Origin of the sequence: Duncaniella muricolitica, assembly GCF_910574735.1 — a bacterium.
GTDB lineage: Bacteria > Bacteroidota > Bacteroidia > Bacteroidales > Muribaculaceae > Duncaniella > Duncaniella muricolitica.
Window position 1 is genome coordinate 1 of sequence record NZ_CAJTCF010000007.1, and the last position, 21,071, is coordinate 21,071.

The 21,071-nt window shown below is 53.9% G+C and carries 16 protein-coding genes and 1 riboswitch; of the genes, 5 read left to right on the forward strand and 11 right to left on the reverse strand.

Going from position 1 to position 21,071, the window contains the following annotated elements; genetic code table 11:
• Positions 1-126 precede the first annotated feature (126 nt).
• A complete protein-coding gene (locus tag QGT73_RS02645; RefSeq protein ID WP_280121350.1) occupies positions 127-1,239 on the forward strand; it encodes an ATP-binding protein in 1,113 nt (370 codons plus the stop codon).
• A gap of 87 nt (positions 1,240-1,326) precedes the next feature.
• On the opposite strand, the gene QGT73_RS02650 is transcribed toward QGT73_RS02645, so the two are convergent.
• Entirely contained in the window at positions 1,327-2,394 is a 1,068-nt protein-coding gene (locus tag QGT73_RS02650) for a YeiH family protein (RefSeq protein WP_280121306.1), read from the reverse strand.
• Positions 2,395-2,480: 86 nt separating this feature from the next.
• On the reverse strand, positions 2,481-2,786 hold the full coding sequence (locus QGT73_RS02655; RefSeq protein ID WP_280121307.1) for a hypothetical protein: 306 nt from the start codon (positions 2,784-2,786) through the stop codon (positions 2,481-2,483).
• Positions 2,787-3,014: 228 nt separating this feature from the next.
• Here QGT73_RS02655 and QGT73_RS02660 point away from each other — a divergent pair, with 228 nt between their 5' ends.
• Positions 3,015-3,797, forward strand: coding sequence for a hypothetical protein (locus QGT73_RS02660; RefSeq protein WP_280121308.1), 783 nt, complete (start codon positions 3,015-3,017; stop codon positions 3,795-3,797).
• Positions 3,798-3,819: 22 nt separating this feature from the next.
• Here QGT73_RS02660 and QGT73_RS02665 read toward each other — a convergent pair whose 3' ends face one another.
• Entirely contained in the window at positions 3,820-7,575 is a 3,756-nt protein-coding gene (locus QGT73_RS02665) for a glycosyl hydrolase family 95 catalytic domain-containing protein (RefSeq protein WP_280121309.1), read from the reverse strand.
• A 173-nt stretch (positions 7,576-7,748) separates the two neighbouring features.
• Here QGT73_RS02665 and QGT73_RS02670 point away from each other — a divergent pair, with 173 nt between their 5' ends.
• Positions 7,749-10,031 carry a helix-turn-helix domain-containing protein gene (locus tag QGT73_RS02670; RefSeq protein WP_280121310.1) on the forward strand — a complete coding sequence of 761 codons (2,283 nt, stop codon included), beginning with the start codon at positions 7,749-7,751 and terminating at the stop codon, positions 10,029-10,031.
• 167 nt (positions 10,032-10,198) lie between these two features.
• The gene (locus QGT73_RS02675; protein ID WP_123616010.1) at positions 10,199-11,056 is read left to right on the forward strand and encodes an enoyl-ACP reductase FabI; all 858 of its coding nucleotides are present in this window, start codon (positions 10,199-10,201) and stop codon (positions 11,054-11,056) included.
• 83 nt (positions 11,057-11,139) lie between these two features.
• Here the strand turns inward: QGT73_RS02675 and trpA are convergent, their stop codons facing one another.
• The 8 genes from trpA to QGT73_RS02715 all read right to left on the reverse strand — a co-directional run bounded on the left by trpA (position 11,140) and on the right by QGT73_RS02715 (position 18,559).
• Positions 11,140-11,913, reverse strand: coding sequence for a tryptophan synthase subunit alpha (trpA, locus tag QGT73_RS02680; RefSeq protein WP_280121311.1), 774 nt, complete (start codon positions 11,911-11,913; stop codon positions 11,140-11,142).
• Between the two features lie 12 nt (positions 11,914-11,925).
• A complete protein-coding gene (locus tag QGT73_RS02685; RefSeq protein ID WP_280121312.1) occupies positions 11,926-12,561 on the reverse strand; it encodes a phosphoribosylanthranilate isomerase in 636 nt (211 codons plus the stop codon).
• Positions 12,562-12,706: 145 nt separating this feature from the next.
• A complete protein-coding gene (locus tag QGT73_RS02690; RefSeq protein WP_280121313.1) occupies positions 12,707-13,483 on the reverse strand; it encodes an indole-3-glycerol phosphate synthase TrpC in 777 nt (258 codons plus the stop codon).
• 10 nt (positions 13,484-13,493) lie between these two features.
• A complete protein-coding gene (gene trpD / locus QGT73_RS02695) occupies positions 13,494-14,489 on the reverse strand; it encodes an anthranilate phosphoribosyltransferase (RefSeq protein WP_280121314.1) in 996 nt (331 codons plus the stop codon).
• A 34-nt stretch (positions 14,490-14,523) separates the two neighbouring features.
• Positions 14,524-15,087 carry an anthranilate synthase component II gene (locus QGT73_RS02700; protein ID WP_280121315.1) on the reverse strand — a complete coding sequence of 188 codons (564 nt, stop codon included), beginning with the start codon at positions 15,085-15,087 and terminating at the stop codon, positions 14,524-14,526.
• 31 nt (positions 15,088-15,118) lie between these two features.
• Positions 15,119-16,525, reverse strand: a complete 1,407-nt coding sequence (locus tag QGT73_RS02705; protein WP_280121316.1) for an anthranilate synthase component I family protein — start codon at positions 16,523-16,525, stop codon at positions 15,119-15,121.
• 15 nt (positions 16,526-16,540) lie between these two features.
• Entirely contained in the window at positions 16,541-17,734 is a 1,194-nt protein-coding gene (gene trpB / locus QGT73_RS02710) for a tryptophan synthase subunit beta (protein ID WP_280121317.1), read from the reverse strand.
• A 318-nt stretch (positions 17,735-18,052) separates the two neighbouring features.
• Positions 18,053-18,559, reverse strand: coding sequence for a thioredoxin domain-containing protein (locus QGT73_RS02715; RefSeq protein WP_280121318.1), 507 nt, complete (start codon positions 18,557-18,559; stop codon positions 18,053-18,055).
• Positions 18,560-18,694: 135 nt separating this feature from the next.
• Positions 18,695-18,888, forward strand: a riboswitch (cobalamin riboswitch).
• A 175-nt stretch (positions 18,889-19,063) separates the two neighbouring features.
• Here QGT73_RS02715 and QGT73_RS02720 point away from each other — a divergent pair.
• Complete coding sequence (locus QGT73_RS02720) at positions 19,064-21,064, forward strand: TonB-dependent receptor plug domain-containing protein (protein WP_280121319.1); 2,001 nt, start codon at positions 19,064-19,066, stop codon at positions 21,062-21,064.
• Positions 21,065-21,071: the final 7 nt, after the last annotated feature.

Sequence of the window (21,071 nt, forward strand, 5' to 3'; positions counted from 1 at the left end):
TCAAATAGTTCGTCCATGCCCTCGGGCAGGCACATCCATATTGCATCTGCGGTTTTCATACCGCAAATTTAACACTTTTCTCAAAATCCATGCACCGCCATTTCGGCTTGACCCGGCAAATCCAAACTGTTAGGAGCGTTCTCTGATTATATAGTCAAAACAGATGCCACCGCAAACATCATTTATATTGACCTGACAAAAATCAAGTTTGAACATCTGAAAGAGTATCATGCTCTCAACGACTATATAGAGGAAAAATATCGGGATGGAGTCAATAATTATCTGATGATTGACGAGGTTCAGCTATGTGAAAAATTCGAGCTGGCTATCAACAGTCTGCACTCAGATGAAAAATACGATATCTATCTCACCGGCTCGAATGCGTTTCTTCTGAGCAGTGATCTTGCCACACTGTTTACAGGGCGACACATGGAGATTCACGTTTATCCATTTAGCTTCAAGGAGTACTGTGCCTATTTCGATATTGGCGGAGATTATGATGAACATTTCGAGCGTTATATAAAACTTGGAGGACTTGCAGGTTCATATACTTATAAAAACGACTCTGACAAAGAGAAGTACATTCGGGATGTTTATGACACAATCCTTATCCGGGATCTTGTAGAGAAATATCGGCTGGGAAGTGCGACACTTCTAAAAAAGGTCGCTGAATACCTTATGGATAATGTGAGCAATATATCATCGTCAAGGAATATCAGCAATATCCTTGTCGCAAATGGCACTGAGACCAACTACAAGACAGTGGGCAGTTATATCGACCATCTCTGCCACGCCTTTGTCTTCTATGAGGCCAGAAGGTATGATGTGAGGGGTAAGACCTATCTTCAGTCGCTCAGTAAATACTATCTTGCAGATACCGGCATTCGTTTTGCGGTACTTGGCAAACGTAATATGGACTGGGGGCGTATGCTTGAGAACATAGTCTTCATAGAACTGCTACGACGCGGATATGATGTCTATGTAGGCAAGCTGTATCAGAAAGAGATTGACTTTGTTGCAATGAAAGGCAATGAGAAATTATACATTCAGGTCAGTGACGACATTTCCGGTGAAGATACATTCCGCCGGGAAGTAGAGCCATTGTTGCAGATTCGTGATGCGTATCCAAAGATACTCCTTGCAAGAACCCGTCACGAGGAGAGTGACTATGAAGGAATTTCCATTATTGATATTCCACGCTGGTTGCTTGCCTGTAAATCAGGCTTGTATAATGAATAGCATCCGGCTTTTGACCAGTAGAATGGTTAAGGCCGGATGCTTTTTTGTTTCGGGTATTATGGAGATAGTCTTGGTGTGCCTGTCGGGTTACATCATGAGCGGGGCAAGGTATTTGGCGAGGAAGTAACCGCCGCCGATGAGCCAGACGAAGAGGATACCGGCGAGGATAAATGGTTTGGCTCCCGCCTTCTTGAACTTGTCAAAACTTGTCTCGGCTCCGAGAGCTACCATAGCCATTGTCAGCATGAAGGTGTCGATATAGTTTATGAGGTCAATGCCCAAAGCCGGGATACCCATCGGTGTGCTGAGGCTGTTGAGGTATACTGAAAGGGAATTGATGCCGATTACGAGCAGAAAGCCGAAAGCAAACCACGGCACGGCCACTTTGCCCTTTTCGCCTGTCGAGTTGGAGGTCCCGCGGCGTGTGCGTCGGGCTGCCCAGACACCGAGTATGAGCAGCACCGGCACGAGTATCATAACGCGTATCATTTTGACAATCACCGTTGTCGATGCTATCTGGTCGCCGAGTGCGTTGCCTGCTCCCACGGCGTGAGCCACCTCATGGAGTGTGGAGCCACTGAATATACCCATCTCGGTGGGTGAGAGTTGCATGAGGCCGGAGCGATAGGCCACCGGGTAGAGAAACATGGCTATGGTGCCGAATATCACTACTGTGGCTACGGCTACTGCGGTCTTGTAAGGCTGTGAGCGTATGGTGGCTTCGGTGCCGAGCACTGCGGCCGCTCCGCAGATGCCGCTGCCTACCGAGGTGAGCAGTGCCGTCTCGGGGTCCATCTTGAGGAGTTTGCCTATATAATATCCGCCGATGATTGTGACAGTGACTATGATAGCGTCAACTGCCACTCCGGCTATGCCTACGGCGGCTATGTCCTGAAATGTGAGTCGGAAGCCGTATAGGATAATGCCGATACGGAGCAGACGCTTGGCGCAGAACTGTATTCCGGGCACCCATGTGTCAGGCAGGTGCATTCGCAACATGTTGGCATATATCATACCAAGTATGATGCCTATAATCAGTGGACTGATGGACAGTGCGGTGAATATGTGCGCGCTGCCGATGTAGAATGCCGCGCATGAGAACAGTGCTATGAGCAGCACTCCATGAAGCATGTTTCCGCGTTTCTGAGAGAACATAACAGTGGAGAATGAATGTTTTTTTATGTTGTTAATTTGTTAATAAAACACAATCCATTCACGGAATGTTTTCTCTCCACGGCGGTTTATGGATGTTTTTTCTTCCGCTCAAACGGGTCATCTTGTGCCCAGGCATTGTTTTTGATAGTATAGATGTAGTTTTTATCCTCAAAAGTCTTGTCGTCAATGGGGCGGAATGTCGGGGCGTCGATGTCGTAGACTCCACGGATATTTTTGTAATAGGAGTTGTAGTCCGGGTCAATCTTTGTGCCACGCGGTATCGGAAATCCGAAAAACAGAGCCGTCACCATCCATCCGCCATACCATAAGGCTACGGCTATGGCAAGATATCGGAGTATCTTATGGGTGCGGGTGTAGAAACTAGGTTTCATGGCTGAGGGAGAGGCTGTTTAGTGATAATGGTTTTACAATATCCTACATGCCATTAGGAGAGAGTCGTGAGCAAATATAGTTAAAATATTTCAATCTGGCAAGATTGCAGTCTGTTGTGAAACATCATTTTATTTTTATGCTTACAAGCGACATTATCGCATCATTCAGGCCGGGTGGCGGGTGTAATTTTGTGGTGAGTTTTTATCTGAAAATTATATTTAGCCGTTATGAAGAAGAATTCAGGATATGCTGTCAGAAAGAGTGCCGCCGAAGCGGATGATGTCAAAGGACGAGGACGTATCAGCAAGTCGGTCGTAGGCTCTGTGTTTGATGATTTTGTTGCCGTATGTGGGGCGGCCCGGTTGTCGGCTGATGTGTTTATGGCCACGATGTTTGCGGTGAACAGCTATATCGAGGATGCCGATTTTGTGCCCGGAAGTGACGTTGATGTAGCTGTGTGGACTGAGTTTAAGACGAGGATTGACAAGTGTGCGGCCCGTCTGGCTGCGTCTCGTCTGCGCCGCGGGCGAGAGATGGCCTGTCGTGAGGCTGAGCTGGAGTCAAAGGCGGTCGAGCCCGATGTGCCGGCCGAAGAGTGTGCCGTTGTGACAGGGACGGAAGTGTCGCAGTGTGGCGAGGTCACGGTTGAGAGCGTGGAGGCTGAGTCAGGCGTTGTGATCGAGGAGGTCGAAGTGCCCCGACAGATGATAGATAGTCTGACATCGGATGTTGTCGGGAGAAGATGCGATTTGGCGGGATTTGGCAGGAAGATCAGTATTTGTATCGGAGTTGTTTACGGATGGTTTACCGGGAAAGGATGCTGGGGCGAGCGTCTTCACAGGGCAGCTTCCACATTGATAAAAATTGTGACAGGCCGATGTTGTGTCGAAGTCGGCCGCAGAAGAAAGGCCAGAGAAGAGAAGCGAAAGAAGAAAAACAAAGGCCGGATGCCGACTCTTCTTAGTCAGACATCCGGCCTTCAGGTCATAGTCGCGTCATCTCCACAGTAAAAATCGGAGCGACAGATGATATTCAGCGGTTGATGTATTTCTTACCCTTGGTTATTATGACACCTTTGTAGTCGGCTGAGACTTTTTGTCCGAGCAGATTGTAGCGGTCAGTGTTGGTGTCATCGGAGATTGACGGAGCGGTAATTTCACTGATGGCGGTTGAGGTCTGAACCAGTGATACTGACTGTCCGGCCTCGGTCGGGATGTCATAGAGATATGTCTCGGGAAGTTTTGTCTCGGGGATTTTGCCAGGATTGACCACTATCGGGTCGGGCATGACGTAGGGACGGGTAATGTCATTGGAGTTTTCGCCTTCGGCCAGAGCGAGCGGAGTGCCGTCGGCCATTTTCAGCGGCGAGTTGGAGCGTATGCGCAGATTGCCGCCTATGGTCGAGAGGATTGTAACCTTGTCGACATTGCCGTCGGCCCATGAGAGATCGGTGATTTCAAAGCCTCCTCGTGCCCGCAGACCTGTCACAGAGCCTTTGGCCCACTTGGCGGGGAGAGCCGGCAGGAGGTGGATAAATCCGGCGTGGGATTGCAGCAGCATTTCGGCTATGCCGGCGCAGCATCCGAAGTTACCGTCAATCTGGAAGGGTGCGTGGGCGTCAAACATGTTGGCATACGTTCCGCCGTTGGGGTCTGACATGGTGATGTCGGGTGACACGAGGCGCAGTTGGTTTCGTATGATCGAGAGTGCGTGGTCGCCGTCAAGCATACGGGCCCAGAGACACACTTTCCATCCCATTGACCATCCGCGGGCAGCGTCACCGCGGCCTATGAGCGACTTTAGTGCGGCCTGATAGATGGTGGGGTTGCCGTAGGGCGATACCTGGTTGCCGGGATATGCGCCCCAGAGATGAGAGATATGGCGGTGGGATGTCGACTCGCGGTCCCAGTCTTCCTGCCATTCCTGCACCTGTCCGTATTTTCCTATTTTGTATGGGGTGATACGGGCTTTGAGTAGATCGAGTTCGGTTGCAAAGTCAAGGTCTTTGCCGAGTATGCGGGCGGCTTCGGCAGTGTTTTTCAACACGTCATAGACCATCTGGTTGTCCATGGCCACGCCTCCGAATAGCGAGCAGTTCATGGTCTTGCCTTCGTCGGTGGTGTAGGAGCCGAGTCCGGGATGATTTTCGGGCGAGTTGGACGGACACACCACCATATAGCCGGTGGTCGGGTCTTTGACGAGGAAGTCCTGGAAGAACTGCGAGCAGCCTTTGAGCATTGGGTATACGTCGGCCAGATAAGCCTTGTCGCCCGAGAAAAGATACTTTTCCCACAAGTGTGAGCAGAACCACGCGTTGCATGTTGGCCATACGCCTACCGGGCCGTTGTCGACCGCACCTGTGGTGCGCCACAGGTCGGTGTTGTGATGGAGCACCCATCCGCGGGCACCGTACATCTTGGAGGCGGTCTCGGCACCCGTCACCGAAACGTCTCTTACCATTTCGACAAACGGGTTGTGACACTCGGAGAGATTGGTCACCTCGGCGGGCCAGTAGTTCATCTCGACGTTGATGTTGGCGGTGTATTTGGAGTCCCAGGCGGGATACTGGCGGGCGTTGGGATTCCATATGCCCTGAAGATTGGCCGGCTGGGAGCCGGGCTGAGAGGAGCTTATGAGCAGATAGCGGCCAAACTGGAAATAGTTGGACACCAGGCCAGGGTCGTTGCTGTCGGCATAGAACTCTTTGATGCGTTGCTCGGTGTCCTTGACCTCTTGGTCGGGATTATTGCCGAGGTCGAGGCTCACGCGGCCAAACTGACGGCTGTATTTGGCGGTGTGGTCGGCAAGGGTCGTGGCATAGTCCTTGTTTTTGGCAAGATAGGTGTCAATATATTCCCGGGCCTTGGCTTTGGCATCGGCCGAGATGTCATTGTAACTGACAAAGTTGGTGGCCGACGAGATAATGATGGTGGCACTCGTGGCGTTGCTTACCTCGATGGAAGGAGCCGACCCGTTGGCGGCAACGAGTCCCTGCTGGATTACGGGAAGGGTGGCGGAGGCTGTCTGTGTGCCGCCGTCGTTTATGACTTTGATGAATGTGTAGCAGTTGAGCTTGTTGTCCACATTCTCGCTTTGGGTCTTGGCCGGAACGAGCGAGGCCATTATCATGCCGTCGGGGGTGATTTTATATTCTCCGAGTTTGGCCATATTGGTCTTTATGGGGGCGGCGAAGCATACGTTGAAGTCGAGACGGCCGGGTTGAGAGGCCTCGATGCGCATCACGGTCACATTGTCGTCAAACGAGGTGAATACCTCGCGTGTGTATGTCACACCGTTGACTATATATGATGTGGTAGCTACGGCATTGGAGAGGTCGAGGTCTCGCACATAGGCCTGGGCGTCGCGGGCGTCGACAGTAGCTCCGGCTTCGTTGTCGTCATAGCGGTGACCGGGAAAACCGATGAGCACACAGCCGGCGGCCTGATATTGCGCGCCGTGCGAGGCTTGTGACATCCAGTTGGGGATGGCGAGTTTCTGGGCCGACACATAGTCTTTGGCAAAGATGTAGTCCTGCACCTGCTTGAGTACGGAACGGGCGTTGGCGTTGAGGTTGGTGTTGGGCGACTGTCCCCAGAAAGTGTCTTCGTTGAGCTGGAGTGTGTCAACGGCCACACTGCCGCTCACCATGGCTCCGAGACGACCGTTGCCGAGGGGGAGGGCTTCCTCCCAGTAGGCTGCCGGACGGTTGTACCACAGGCGGTTTTTGCTGTCGAGCACCGGAGGCGGCACCGGACGTGAGGCCGAGGTGGTGAATGTGGTGATGCACGGGACGGCACACACGTTGCCGGCCATGTCGGAGAACGAGTTGGCCGGGACAGTGAATGTGTAGGAGGCTGACAGGTCGAGGTTGTCAAACTCATATGTCACGCGTGTGTTGTTGATGACCGGCAATATCTGCTGCGAAGCCTTTGTGGCATTGTTGGTCAGCACGCCTGCGGCATTGCCGACAGCCTTGACGCTCTCGTTGAACAGCAGTGCGATCTTGCCTGAAGGCACAACATCGGTCTCTCCGTCGGCAGGAATTATGCGTTCGAGCACCGGAGCCTGAAAGTCGTCGGCTATAATGTTGAGATATTTGAGATTATAGTTGCTGGTCTTGGTGGCCGACTGTATGAGCATGCGCACGATGAGGCTCTCTTTGTTGTCGGCTTCGAGAGTATAGACAGCGTCTTCATATTTGTTCCAATGGCTTGCGGCCGTATAGTCCTGAAGGCGTGTCCAGGTGGTGCCTCCGTCGACCGAGTAGACCACTCCAAACCGTGTCGAGGAGCTGGAGCCATCGCCGATGGAGAAGTTGAGTTTCACGTTGGAGAGTGCCGTCGTGGGCATCGATACCTCGAAATACTGGTCGTGCTTTGTAGCGTCGGCATAATCGTCAGGAGATGTAAAACGTGTGATTGATGCCGTGTTGAGGCGCAGCAGATAGTTGGGTGTAGAGCCGCTTGAGGTGAGTTGCCATTTGCCGTCGCTTGTGTGAAGTGTCACTTTGCAGTCGTCGGGTGTCAGGGCACAGGAGTTTGGAAGAAAGCAGGGACGCATGTCGCTCCATTTTTGGTTGGCCGATGCGGCCCATCCCGAGTTGTCGGGAGTGTAGGTTACGGTGTTGCCGTTTTTGACTTCGTCATAGCCTGTGGTAAATTCCCAGTGGGCCACGGTGGTCTGCTCGGCAGCCATGGCGGCGAGCGAGCCTAAGGCAGTTGCGGCAGCGAGTAATAGCCGCCTTGCCTGACCGCTTTTTGACATTGTGTCGGTCTGTGTCATTTTCATTATATACAGTTAGAATTAAGGTTATTTTTCCGACTGCAAAATTATTACAGACCGATTTGGATGGTACGGAAAAAACGGTCAAACATTGTGAAAAAAGCGTCAAAAGTAGGTCAAAAGTAGGTGAAACGGCGTTTTTTTCTTACTTTTGGGGTGAAATCAGTGTGATGTATGCCATGAAAAACAGTCTGTCAGCCATAATCGTTTTTTTGCTGTCGAGCGTGATGCCGATGTCGGCCGGAGTGCGGGAGCCGGAGCGTGTGACGCACTATGACACTCTCGACGGATTGTCGAGCACGAGTGTAGGGTGGGGTTTGCAGGACGGCAACGGCCTGTTGTGGTTTGCCACATGGAACGGACTCAACTGTTATGACGGATATGATTTCCATCGTGTGCAGATACGTCCGGGCGACCGTGTGTCGATAAGCACTAACCGCATACGCGACATACTCCTGTCAGACGAGGGCAACATATTGTGCCGCACCGACGAGGATATCTATGAGTTTGACCTTGGCACATATTCTTTCAAGGACATCCCGTCTGAACGAAAAGACTCGCTTAGAGGACGCATGGGACGACCATGGCGGGGTTTTTATGACCGTCAGGGCAATTTCTGGTCGGGCAATCATCAGGGGCTTAACAAACGGTACACACTGCGTCATCCGGCATTGATACTTGCCGGAACTTCCGACAGACATCCGCGGGCCTTGATGCTCGACCGCGACAGTGTGTTGTGGGTGGGCACGCGGACTGACAGGTGTGTACGTAGGTATGATTGCACCGGTATGCTTGTCGACAGCATGCATCTTGCCACAGCTCCCTATTGCATATTTCAGACTTCGGCAGGTGACGTGTGGATAGGAGGTAAACCAGGGGCTCTCATGAAATATGGAGGTGAGAGTGTGACCGACGATGCCGTATATGATATAAAGGAGGACCGCCGGGGTCGTCTATGGGTGGCGACGTATGGTGACGGAGTGAAGTGTATCGACAATCCGCGAGCCGGCAGGCCGTCGGTCTCGCCCTCGCTTGGCGGACACAGGGTGCGCCGGCTGCTCATAACGCCGTCCGACCGTCTGATAGCCGCCACAACCGACGGGCTATTGATAGGGAGTATCGATACGGATGACTGTCGCGAGGTGAAGCTGCGTCGCATAAGCCGCGACGGCAGTGTGGCCGGGAGCCTGTGCAGTAATGCCACGATGAGTCTGGCGCAGGACAGCCGCGGGCGTGTGTATGTGGCTACCGAGAGCTCGGGCATTGATGTCATAGATGAAGAGGTGCTCTTTTCTGACAGCCCCGAGTTCACTCATATCAATACGTCGGGCTCTTCGCTGACAAGCGATATTGTCAACGCCATGACTCTTCACAGCGACTCGCTGCTGATGATAGCAGGGAGTGACAATGTGATGGCCTATAACCCTGTCACGGGGCGTACTCAGACTCTCAGCCGCACATTCTGGGGCGACAGTTGCCGTTTTGCCGAGACCACACCTTTGTGCCTGCCCGACGGGACGTGGGTGTTCGGGGCCGGAGAGGGGGCTTATGTAGCCACAGCCGAGAGCATTTACGGGCGTGACTATGTGCCGCCGATAGTGTTTACATCATATCTTGTCAACGGAGAGTCGGAGTGTTTTGCCCCCATGCCGGGCGGGATGATTGAAATCCCTGCCGGACACCGCAACATGACGGTGAGCTTCGCGGCAATCGACTATACCGACAACCGAGATATACTTTACCGCACGCGTCTTGACGGCTCGCCGTGGACCGGGGCTGACCGCACGCGCAGCGTGACCCTGTTCAACATGTCGGCCGGCACGCACAGGCTCGAGGTGCAGTCGACCGACCGTTACGGACGTTGGGTCGATAATGTGGCCGAGCTGAAGATTGAGGTGCCTTATTATTGGTATGAGACTATATGGGCGCGGTTGTTGTTTACGGTCTTGGCTGTGGGGATTGTGACGGCGATTGTGTATACTTTATTTTATATAAGGAATGTCAATCGTCACCGTCGCGAGCTGCTTGATAAATATATGGCTCTGCTGAGGGAGCGCGATGCGGTCTCGACAGAGATGACGGCGGTGGCAGAGGAGGCTGACGGAGAGTATGAGATGCCTCCGCTGAATCCTGATCAAAAGCCCGAAGACACGGCTTTTCTCAACAGGGTGAGAAAATATATCGAGGAAAATCTTGATAACCCTGAGGCTAATGTGGACGATATGGCAGTGGCGGCAGCGGCAAGCCGCTCAACGCTCAACCGTCATCTGCGCGCTCAGCTCGGCATCACGGCTGCCCAGCTACTCATTGAGGAGCGTATGCAGCGTGCCCGGCAGTTGCTTGGCGACGGCCGTGCTGTGGCAGAGGTGGCGGATATGTGCGGATATGCCGATGTGCATTACTTTCAGCGGGCGTTCAAGAAAAAATTCGGAGTCAATCCGGGTGCTTTCGGGCGAGGCTGAGCAGAGGCGCGTGCCGTAGACAAAGACCTCGCCGGCCGTGCTTCGGGAAGACCCGGGGTTGTGAGGGTGGGGATTTTTTTGTAACTTTGCGGCGAAATTTATGAAAAACAAACATTCGCATGCTTGCTATGAGGCCTTAGGGCCGGTGTGCGATTAATCATTATTTTATGAGTTATAATCTTTTGAAAGGTAAGCGTGGCGTGATATTCGGCGCGCTCAACGACAAGAGTATCGCCTGGAAGGTAGCCGAGAAGGCTGTGGAAGAGGGCGCAATCATCACTCTCAGCAACACCCCCGTGGCTGTGCGCATGGGTGATGTGTCGAAGCTCGGCGAGAAACTTAATGCCGAGGTAATCCCTGCAGACGCTACCAATGTCGATGACCTCGAAATGGTATTTGAGAAGTCGATGGAGGTGCTCGGCGGCAAAATCGACTTTGTGCTCCACTCAATCGGCATGTCGCCCAACGTAAGAAAGAAACGTCTCTATGATGATATAGACTACGACCTGCTCAACAAGACTCTCGATATTTCGGCTGTTTCGTTCCACAAGATGATCCAGGCCGCCAAGAAGCTTGATGCCATCGCCGAATATGGCAGCATCGTGGCTCTGAGCTATATCGCAGCGCAGCGCACCATGTTTGGTTACAATGACATGGCCGATGCCAAGGCTCTGCTCGAGTCAATTGCCCGCAGCTTTGGTTACATCTACGGCCGCGAGAAGCACGTGCGTATCAATACTATCTCTCAGTCGCCCACTCCCACCACTGCCGGCAGCGGTGTCAAGGGTATGGATTCGCTCATGGACTTTGCCAACCGTATGTCGCCTCTGGGCAATGCCACTGCAGATGAGTGTGCCGACTATTGCATCATGATGTTCTCTGACCTCACACGTAAGGTGACCATGCAGAATCTCTTCCACGACGGTGGTTTCTCCAGCATGGGTATGAGCCTCCGCGCCATGGACCAGTATGAGAAGAGTTTCGACCAGTATCGCAACTCGGACGGTACGATACAGTATGGCTAATTGAAGTTTAGAGTTTAGAGTTTAAAGTTTAGGGTTTGGAAAGTCGGCAGTGACTTTTCAGACCCTAAATTTTTGTCTATGCTCTAATAAATTGTAGCCAGGAGGTCGGCTACGGCTTCGGCGGGAGTGGGGTTGCGCTTGAGACATTTGATGAAGAGCGAACCGATGATGGCTCCCGAGGAGTTGGCACATGCGTCGGCCATGGTGGAGGGTGTGGAGATGCCGAAGCCTATGAGCCGGGGATGATTAAGGCCCATCGAGGCTATGCGCCGGAAGTAAGCGGTCTGTTCGTCGGTGAAGCGGTCTTTGGTGCCGGTGGTGGAAGCCGTCGACACCATGTAGATGAATCCCGAGCAGTGCTCGTCGATGAGGTGTATTCGTTCGGGCGATGTTTCGGGTGTGATGAGCATGATGAGGTCGATGCCATATTTCTCGCAGAGCGGTTTGTATTCGCGCATGTATTCGGCAAACGGCAAGTCTGGGATGATTATGGCGTCGATGCCTGTCTCGCGGCAACGGGCAAAGACTCGTTCGATGCCGTAGCGGAGCATGGGGTTGAGATAGCCCATGAGCACGAATGGCATGTCTTTGACTTCTTTGCGGGCTTCGGCCACCTGATCAAACAGTAGGGAGAGACTCATGCCGTTGTCAAGGGCTATGGAGGAGCTGTGCTGTATGACAGTGCCGTCGGCCATGGGATCGGAGAAGGGCACTCCTATTTCTACCATGTCGACGCCACGGCGGTCGAGCTCACGTATGATTTCGACGGTGGAGTCGAGGCGAGGGAAGCCGGCGGTAAGAAATACAGAGAGTATGTCGGAGGATTTGCGTGAGAAGAGTGATTGAAGACGATTCATGTTAGCAGTTTTTTAGAGATTAGAGTCGTTTAGCCGGTTGATGAATGAGGCTGCAAGCTGAGGATTTTTTGAGCCGGGCGTAGTTTCGAAACGGCTGTTGATGTCTACGCCGGCCATGAGGGGCAGTGCGGAGATGGCTTTGACTACGGCTTCGGCATCATCCGGACCTATGCCTCCGCTCAGCAGAAACGGAGTGGAGAGTGGATAGCTGTTGAGCAGACTCCAGTCAAATTTGCGCCCCGAGCCGCCGTGATTGGCTGTGAGGGTGTCGAGCACGAGCATGTCGACAGTTCCTTCATATGGGCTGACGTCTGTCCAGGCGATGTCTTTGTTCACACCGATGGCTTTCATGACACGAAGTCCTGCCCGGCGGAGTTCGCGACATGTGTCGGGTGTCTCTTTGCCATGGAGCTGGACGGTGTCGAGGCCGTAACGCGAGGCGGTGTGAAGTATGTGGTCCACAGGGGCGTCGACAAAGACTCCGACGCGGCTTATATCGGCAGGCAGGGCGTTGACTACCGATGGAAGGAGGGCGCAGGCGTTGCGCGGGGATGGTGCATAGAATATGAAGCCCATCATGGAGGGGCGCAGAAGGGCTATCTGCCGTATGCTGTCAGGGTCGGAAAGACCGCAAATCTTGATTTTCATAATTCCGGGGGATACAAAAAGGGAGATACAAAAGTTTCAAAAGGACAGAAGAAACATAAGTTTTTAAGTTTTTATTTACTTACTTACTTACTTACTTATTTACTTACTTACTTACCTTAAAGAGTTTGTTTGTGTCCTTAATTATTCATAGATTGGTGTGGGGTGGGTTTAAAAAATCGCTTAAGGCACGGCCCGGGTCGGTGTGGCGCATGAAGGTTTCGCCTATGAGGAAGCCTCGGTAGCCGACATCGCGGAGGCGGTTGACTTCATCAATTGAGGTGAGTCCGCTTTCGGCTATTTTGACTACGTTGTCGGGCAACATGCGGGCGAGTGTCAGCGACAGGCCGGGGTCGGTGTGAAATGTGGATAGGTTGCGGTTGTTGATGCCTACCATGTCGACTGCCGGATAGAAGCGGGCCATTTCTTCGGCCGAATGTAACTCGAGGAGGACTTCGATGTTCATGCTGTGGGCATAGTCGGTGAGACGGGTTATCTCGTCGAGCGAGAGTGCTGCTGCGATGAGCAGGATGGCGTCGGCTCCGTGACCGGCGGCTTCGGCTATCTGAAATTCACTTACTATAAAGTCTTTGCGCAGGAGCGGGATGTCGGTCAGCGTGCGGGCTACGGCCAGGTCGGTGAGCGCGCCTCCGAAGTAGGGTGTATCAGTCAGCACCGAGCATGCCGAGGCTCCGGCCCGGGTGTAGGAGGGTATCACTTCGCTGACCATAGCCATGGGGTGAATGTCGCCTTTGGATGGTGAGCGGCGTTTGAATTCGGCTATTATGCCTGTCGGGCTCTGGGAGAGTGCGCGGCTCATGGAACGGTGCGTTCGGTCGGGAGCTGTAGCTGGGACTGTGGGGCGGGCCATAGCCTCGACTTCGCGTCGCTTGTTGTCGACTATATGTCGGAGTATGTCAGTCATGAGAGTAATGTTAAGAGTTGATTTCGACAAATCGGCGGAAAGCACCGAGTGCAGCACCTGAAGATATGGATTCGCGGGCCTGACGGATGGCTTCGTCAATGGAGACTTCAGGCTCGAGTGTGTGGATGGCAAAGGCCGAGTTGGCCACAACGCAGTCGGTCTGTGACTTGGTGCCCTTGCCGGCGAGCACGTTGTCGAAGATTACAGCCGACTCGTCCACAGTGTCACCTCCGTAGAGCGATGCTTGTGAGGCGGTGTCAAATCCGAGTTGGGCCGGAGTGTAGAGCCGTTCGCCCTCGGATGAAGACACCTTGAAGGGAGATGTCAGCGAGATTTCATCGTATCCGTCGAGCGAGTGTACGACAGTGCAGTCGATGCCCTCCTGCTGGGCTATGTAATTGTAGAGGCGGAGGAGCTTGAGGTTATAGACTCCGAGCAACTGATATTTGGGCATGAACGGATTGACAAGCGGGCCGAGCATGTTGAAGAACGTGCGCACGCCAAGTGCTTTTCGCACCGGCCCCACGCTCTTGAGTGCCGGGCTGAAAAACGGAGCGTGGAGATAACATACACCGCTGTCGGTGAGCGAGCGGTGGAGACGGTCGAGGTCGGCAGTGAATCTGACGCCATGCTGCTCGAGCACGTTGGAAGCTCCCGAGATGGAGCTCGCACCATAGTTGCCATGTTTCACCACCTTGCGTCCTGTGCCGGCCACCACGAAGCATGAGGCGGTGGAGATGTTGAACGTGTTTTTGCCGTCTCCGCCCGTGCCTACGATGTCGATGGCCTTGATGTCGCCGAAATCGACGGGATTGCGTCGTTCGAGTATGGCGTCGCGAAAACCTGTCAGTTCGTCGAGCGTGATGGAGCGCATCAGATAGACGGTCATGAAGGCCGACAGTTGCGAGTCGTTATATTTGCCGTCGGCGATGTTGAGCAGCACTCGGTGAGACTCCTCGCGCGAGAGACTCTTGTGCTCAAACATTTTATATAGGAGTGATTTCATATGTTTTTTCGGTGTTGAACGGTTGAATGGACTATCAGTGTCTGAGCCAGTTGGAAATCAGCACCTGGCCCTGAGGTGTGAGGATTGACTCGGGGTGAAACTGGACCCCGCGTATGTCGAGCGAGCGATGTCGTATGGCCATTATTTCGCCGTCGGGACTGACCGCTGTGACCTCGAGACAGTCGGGAAGCCCCTCACGGTCGATGACCCATGAGTGATAGCGGCCCACCTCGATTATGGCGGGGAGACCGTCGAATATATAGTCGGGACATGTGACCGTGATGTCGGAGCGGATGCCGTGATACACGTGTGAGAGATTGCGGAGACGTGCGCCGAAACGTTGGCCTATGGCCTGATGGCCGAGACAGATGCCGAGGATGGGCTTGGACTCGGCATAACGTTCGAGCAGAGCCGGGAGGATGCCTGCTTCGGAAGGGATGCCTGGGCCCGGAGATATGATGATTTTGTCAAAGGCCTCTATCTCGTCGAGCGTGATGCAGTCGTTGCGTCGCACAATCGGTTCAATGCCGAGCGAACGGACGGCATGCACGATATTATAGGTGAAAGAATCGTAATTGTCGAGTATGAGCAGTTTCATGATTTTGACCTGTTAGAGTTGTTACAACTGATTATGCGCCGAAACTCTCGGCATAGTTAAGGGCGCGTGTGAGAGCCCCGAGTTTGTTGTTGGTTTCCTGGAGCTCGTTTTCGGGCACTGAGCGTGCCACCACACCTGCACCGGCCTGGAAGTAGAGATTATTGTCGTGGCTCAGGAACGAGCGGATGGTGATGGCCTGGTTGAGATTGCCGTCAAAGCCGATGTAGCCTATACATCCGCCATAGGTCATGCGCGAGTGAGGCTCGATGTCGTCAATCAGTTGCATGGCTCTCACCTTGGGCGCGCCGCTGAGAGTCCCGGCCGGAAAAGTGTCGGCAAAGAGGCGATAGACATCGGCATCGTCGGGCAGTTCGGCCTTTACGCGCGATACCATGTGGATGACGTGGGAGTAATATTGAATCTGACGCAGGAAGTCGATGCTTACCTTGCCTCCGCTCCGGCTCAGGTCGTTGCGGGCGAGGTCGACGAGCATGATGTGTTCGGCGTTTTCCTTCTCGTCTTCAAGCAGAGCGCGGGCCAGCTCATGGTCGCGGGCGTCATCGCCGGTGCGTCTGAACGTGCCGGCTATAGGGTCGATGTAGGCTGTGCCGCCATCCACTCTGAGATGGGTTTCGGGCGATGAACCGAAGATGCGGAAGTCGCTGAAATCGAAATAGAACAGATAGGGCGACGGATTGACGCAACGCAGGGCGCGGTAGACGTTGAACTCGTCGCCCTTGAACCGCTGGGCGAAGCGTCGCGAGAGAACTATCTGGAACACATCGCCACGGAGAGCGTGGGCGACTCCGCGTCGCACCATGTCCATGTATTGACCGTCGGTGACTGTTGATGTAGGCGAGGAGATGAGTGAGAATGAGTATTGTGCCACGTTGTTGTTGTGAATCACGCTTACAATCTCGTCGATGGCCGAGGTGGTGCCGGGCAGAGCGTGTTCATAGACTGTCATCTGGTTTTTGTAATGGTTGACCTTTATGATGAAGCGGTAGAGGATATATTTCATGTCGGGCACGGATGCGAAACATGCCTCTTTGGGCTGAATGTCGACACGCTCGAAGTAACGCACGGCGTCATAGGCCGTGTAGCCGAAGAGACCGCTCGCGCTGCTGTCAGAATCACCTTCGACAGAGTAGGAGGAGATATACTTTTTCAGTTCGTCCACCACGTCGATATCATCGGTGACGGGGATTATGGTGTCGGGAGAATCGGGATAGGAGAGTGTTATCACGCCATTGTTGACCATGAAGCCTCCGATGGGATCTACGCCGATGAAACTGACCGAGTTTTGCGAAGTGTGATAGTCGGAGCTTTCGAGGAGAGCCGACTGAGGATAGAGGTCGCGAATCTTGAGATATATGCCCACGGGTGTCTCGAGATCGGCCGGAATGACGCGTGAGTTTATGAAGAGTGTATGTGGCATTGTTGTTTGCAAAGTTTAGGAGTTGATAAATTTCATGTAGGTCTGCATGTCCTTGTCGCCGCGTCCGGAGAGGTTGAGCACCACTGTGTCGTCGGGCGAGAATCTCATGATGTCGAGCACACCGAGCGCGTGTGACGACTCCAGGGCCGGGATAATACCCTCGGTGCGTGTGAGGCGCATGGCCGCGTCAAGAGCCTGTGAGTCGGTGATGGCCACGACCTCGCTGCGGCCCGATGAGGCGAGATAGGAGTGGAGAGGTCCGACGCCGGGATAGTCGAGACCGGCCGAGATGGAGTAGGGCTCTATAATCTGGCCGTCGTCGGTCTGCATCACCATAGTGCGCGAGCCGTGTATGATGCCCTCGCTGCCCACCTGCATGGTGGCTGCGGTCATGTCGGTGTCCACTCCAAGTCCGGCCGCCTCGGCTGCTATCAGACGCACAGAGGGCTCGTTGATGAAGTGATAGAAGGCTCCGGCCGCATTGCTGCCTCCGCCGATGCAGGCTATTACGCAGTCGGGGAGCTCGGAGCCGGTCTGCGACAGTAGCTGGGCGCGAATCTCACGCGATATGACCGACTGGAAATAGGCCACCATCTCGGGATAGGGGTGAGGTCCGACGGTGGAGCCTATGACGTAGAAGCTGTCGGGATTGCAGCACCAGTAGCGTATGGCCTCGTTGGTAGCGTCCTTGAGTGTGCGGTTGCCGCTCTGTACGGACTCGACACGTGCACCAAGCATGAGCATACGGTCGACGTTGGGTTTCTGACGCGCCACGTCGGTGGCACCCATGAACACTATGCATTCCATGCCCATGAGGGCGCATGCTGTGGCGGTGGCTACGCCATGCTGTCCGGCTCCTGTCTCGGCGATGATGCGGGTCTTGCCCATGCGCTTGGCCAGGAGGACTGAGGCCAAAGCGTTGTTGATCTTATGGGCTCCGGTGTGGTTGAGGTCTTCGCGCTTGAGATAGATGTTGGTGCCGTAATGTGCACTCAGACGGTCGGCCCGGTAAAGCGGAGAGGGGCGTCCCACGTAGTCGCGGAGCAGGGTGTCGAGCTCGCGGTTGAAGTCGTTGTCGGCCGCATAACGGTAGAAGGCTTCGCGGAGCCGCTCGATGTTGCCGTGAAGTATCTCGGGGATGTAGGCTCCGCCGAAGTGTCCGTAGTAGCCCTCGTCGTCGACAGGGAGAATGGAGTGAAACTGTTTCATATGATGAGTGTATTTTTTTGTTGTCGTCGGGATGATTGTAAACAAAAACAAGGAGGCCACCGATATAACTCGATGGCCTCCTTGGTATGGGTTGATGTGTTATTTTTATTGTATGCCCGTAATTGGAAAAATCAGTCACAGGCAACTGCCATCGATATGTCTACCGATGCGCCACCAATAATTCTGATTGTTGAGCATATTTCTCATAATTTCTTGTTTTCGTGGCAAAATTATGTCAAATTATCATAACTGCCAAATGTTTTTGAAATATTTTTTATCGAAGCGGAGTGAAACGCCTGTGACAACGGTTATTGCGGGCTATTTGCCGTGGGTGTTGATAATCCTGTTGATAGCCTGGACTGTCGGGTTGACAGCCACGATTTTGCCTGAGGGGTTGAGGAGATAGGATGAGTATCCACCCTCGGGATGATAGCCCGGCGAGATGCCTCGGGCCTTGATGTCGGCGATGTGAAACTGGGTGAGCGAGTCGAGACCGTCGCGACGCACTATCTCGTCAAAGAGTCGGCGGTTGTCGTCGGTGTTGACCGAGAGCAGTCGGAGGTCGGGACGCTTGTGGGCGCGGAAGTAACGGTCATATTCGCCGGCTGCGATGCGTGACACTGCGTTGTGCGAGTCCCAGAAGTTTACGAGTACATATTTGCCTTTGAGGTCGGATGTGGAGAGCTGAGTCGAACTGTTGGCTGCTTCAAGGAGTCTTGGCGGACCCGAGAGTCCGGGAGCGGTGCTCTCGATGCGTCCGGAGAATATCCACACGACTGTGGCGAATATTATGACCAGAGATATGAATATAAGAAATTTTTTCATAAGTCGGAATTTTTATCTGTAACATAGTATTAACCGCGTGAGGGGCCACTTTGTTTCATGACAGTGGTATGGAATGTGGATGACAGAGCGGTTGAAGAGGCGGAAATCGTTTGGCGGATTGGGAAAGATTTTCTACCTTTGCCCCCACGTTTTGGTGTCGCACTCCTGAAAGGGGTGTGATGAAAAGGGAACCGGGTGAGACTCCCGGACAGACCCGCTGCTGTGATTCCTGCCATAACTCATTGATGAAGCAAAGCCACTGGAGCCTCTCCGGGAAGGCTGTCGATGAGGGGATAAGTCAGAAGACCTGCCGGAACGTGTGATAAGTTTTGAAGTTTTCGGGACATAAAGCGACAAAACAACCATAAATCCACTCCCCCTCAGAGCGTGTGTGGCGGCATATCGGCGGCAGGCAAGAGGGAGTGAGAGCGATGAGTTGTGGCGTTGCTGTGAAGCACCGAGATTAAGATATAGACTCAATCGCTGATGGAAAACCGTAAAAGCATGTCATTAACGCTACTTGTGGCGGCCGCACTTCTCCCTGTCAAGGGGTGGAGCAGCCCCGAGTTGCCCGACACCGTCGCGACCGGCACCGAGCAGAAGGTTGGCGAGGTGACAGTCACGGCCAGAAGGTCGCCCGTAAGAGTGTCGACAGGAGTGGCTGTGCAGTCGCTCAGCGGTCAGAACATAGCCGAGCTCGGTATTCAGAACATAGCTGACGCCGTGAGACGCTTTGCCGGCACCAATGTGAGGGATTATGGCGGCATAGGCGGACTTAAGACCGTGTCGGTGAGAAATATGGGAGCCTCGCATACGGGTGTGAGTTATGACGGAGCCCCTGTGAGCAACTGCCAGGCCGGTCAGATAGACATCGGCCGGTTCTCGCTTGACAATGTGTCGATGCTCTCGCTGGCAATAGGGCAGGACGAGAATCTGTTGCAGCCCGCCAAGCTCTATGCGTCGGCTGCCGTGCTCAATATCATTACCAACACTCCGGAGTTTGAGGCGGGACGCAGTTCGGCCTTTGAAGTGCAGATGAAGGGGGGCTCATTCGGGTATGTCAACCCGATGGCCCGGTGGTGGCAGAAGGCCGGAAGCCGTGTGAGGACCTCGCTTGACGTCAATTTCATGCGGGCCGACGGCAATTATCCCTTCACACTTGTAAACGGCAAATATGTCACACGGGAGCGACGCAACAACTCGGCCATAGATTCGTGGCATGGCGAAGCCAATGTGTATTACGATGTGCCCGGAGGGGGTGACCTGCAGGTAAAGGGTTATTATTTCTACTCCAAACGCGGATTGCCGGGAGCTGTGACGCTCTACAATCCGGTGTCGAACGAAACGCTTTGGGACAAGAACGGATTTGTGCAGGCAAGATATAGCTGCGATTTCTCGTCTAAATGGCGTTTTCAAGCTTTGGGCAAATATAATTACGGCTGGAACCGCGACAGGGAGCATGGGCCGCAGTTTGCCGGCGGAATGTATCAGGCCGTGCACACTCAGAACGAGTATTACCTGTCGGCCACGGCCGAATATCGCCCTGTGACGGGTCTGTCGCTGGCTCTTGCACAGGACGGGACAATAAATACTCTCAGCAGCACGATGGGCTCGTGTCCCTTTCCTACCCGCTATACATCGCTGACCGCTCTCACGGCTCGGTGGCGCAGGGGCCCGCTGACGGCTACCGGCACTGTGGTGGGGACTTACATCACCGAGAGAGTCAGGGAGGGCACAGCTCCCGAAGATATAAAGCGGCTGTCGCCGAGTCTGTCGGTGAGCGTGCAGCCGTGGAAGGAGGAGATGCTGTTTTTGAGAGGCATGTACAAGTCGACATTCCGCACTCCGACATTCAACGACCTGTATTATGACCGTCTCGGCAATCGCTCGCTGCGCCCCGAGCGGGCCAATGAGTATGACCTCGGAGTGACGTGGAGCGGGAAGTTCTGTCAGGCCATGGACTATTTTTCGGTGACGGCCGACGGTTATTTCAACGAGGTGACCGACAAGATAGTGGCTTTCCCGACCACATATGCCTGGAAGATGGCCAATTTCGGTAAGGTGCATGTGACGGGTGTGGATTTCACCATGGCTACGGCTTTCTCGCTCCCTCGCGGCATCAACGTCTCGCTCACGGCCGCCTATACATGGCAGCGGGCTGTCGATCTGACCGACCCCGAGGCAAAAAACTATAAGGAGCAACTGCCTTACACGCCCGAGCACAGCGGCAACATGGCCGTGACGGTCAAGAGCCCGTGGGTGACTCTCGGCTACTCGCTCGTGGGGGTGGGCAAGAGGTATTATCTCAGCCAGAATATTCCCGTCAACGAGATAGAGGGTTATGTGGAGCAGACTGTGACGCTCGGGCACGAGTTGAGCCTGAGAGGGTGCAGGCTGGGTCTGCGCTGTGAGCTTGTCAATCTGGCCGACAGGCAGTATGACGTGATAAAGTATTACCCCATGCCTGGACGTTCGTGGCGTGTGGTGGCAAATGTGAAATTTTAAAGACAAC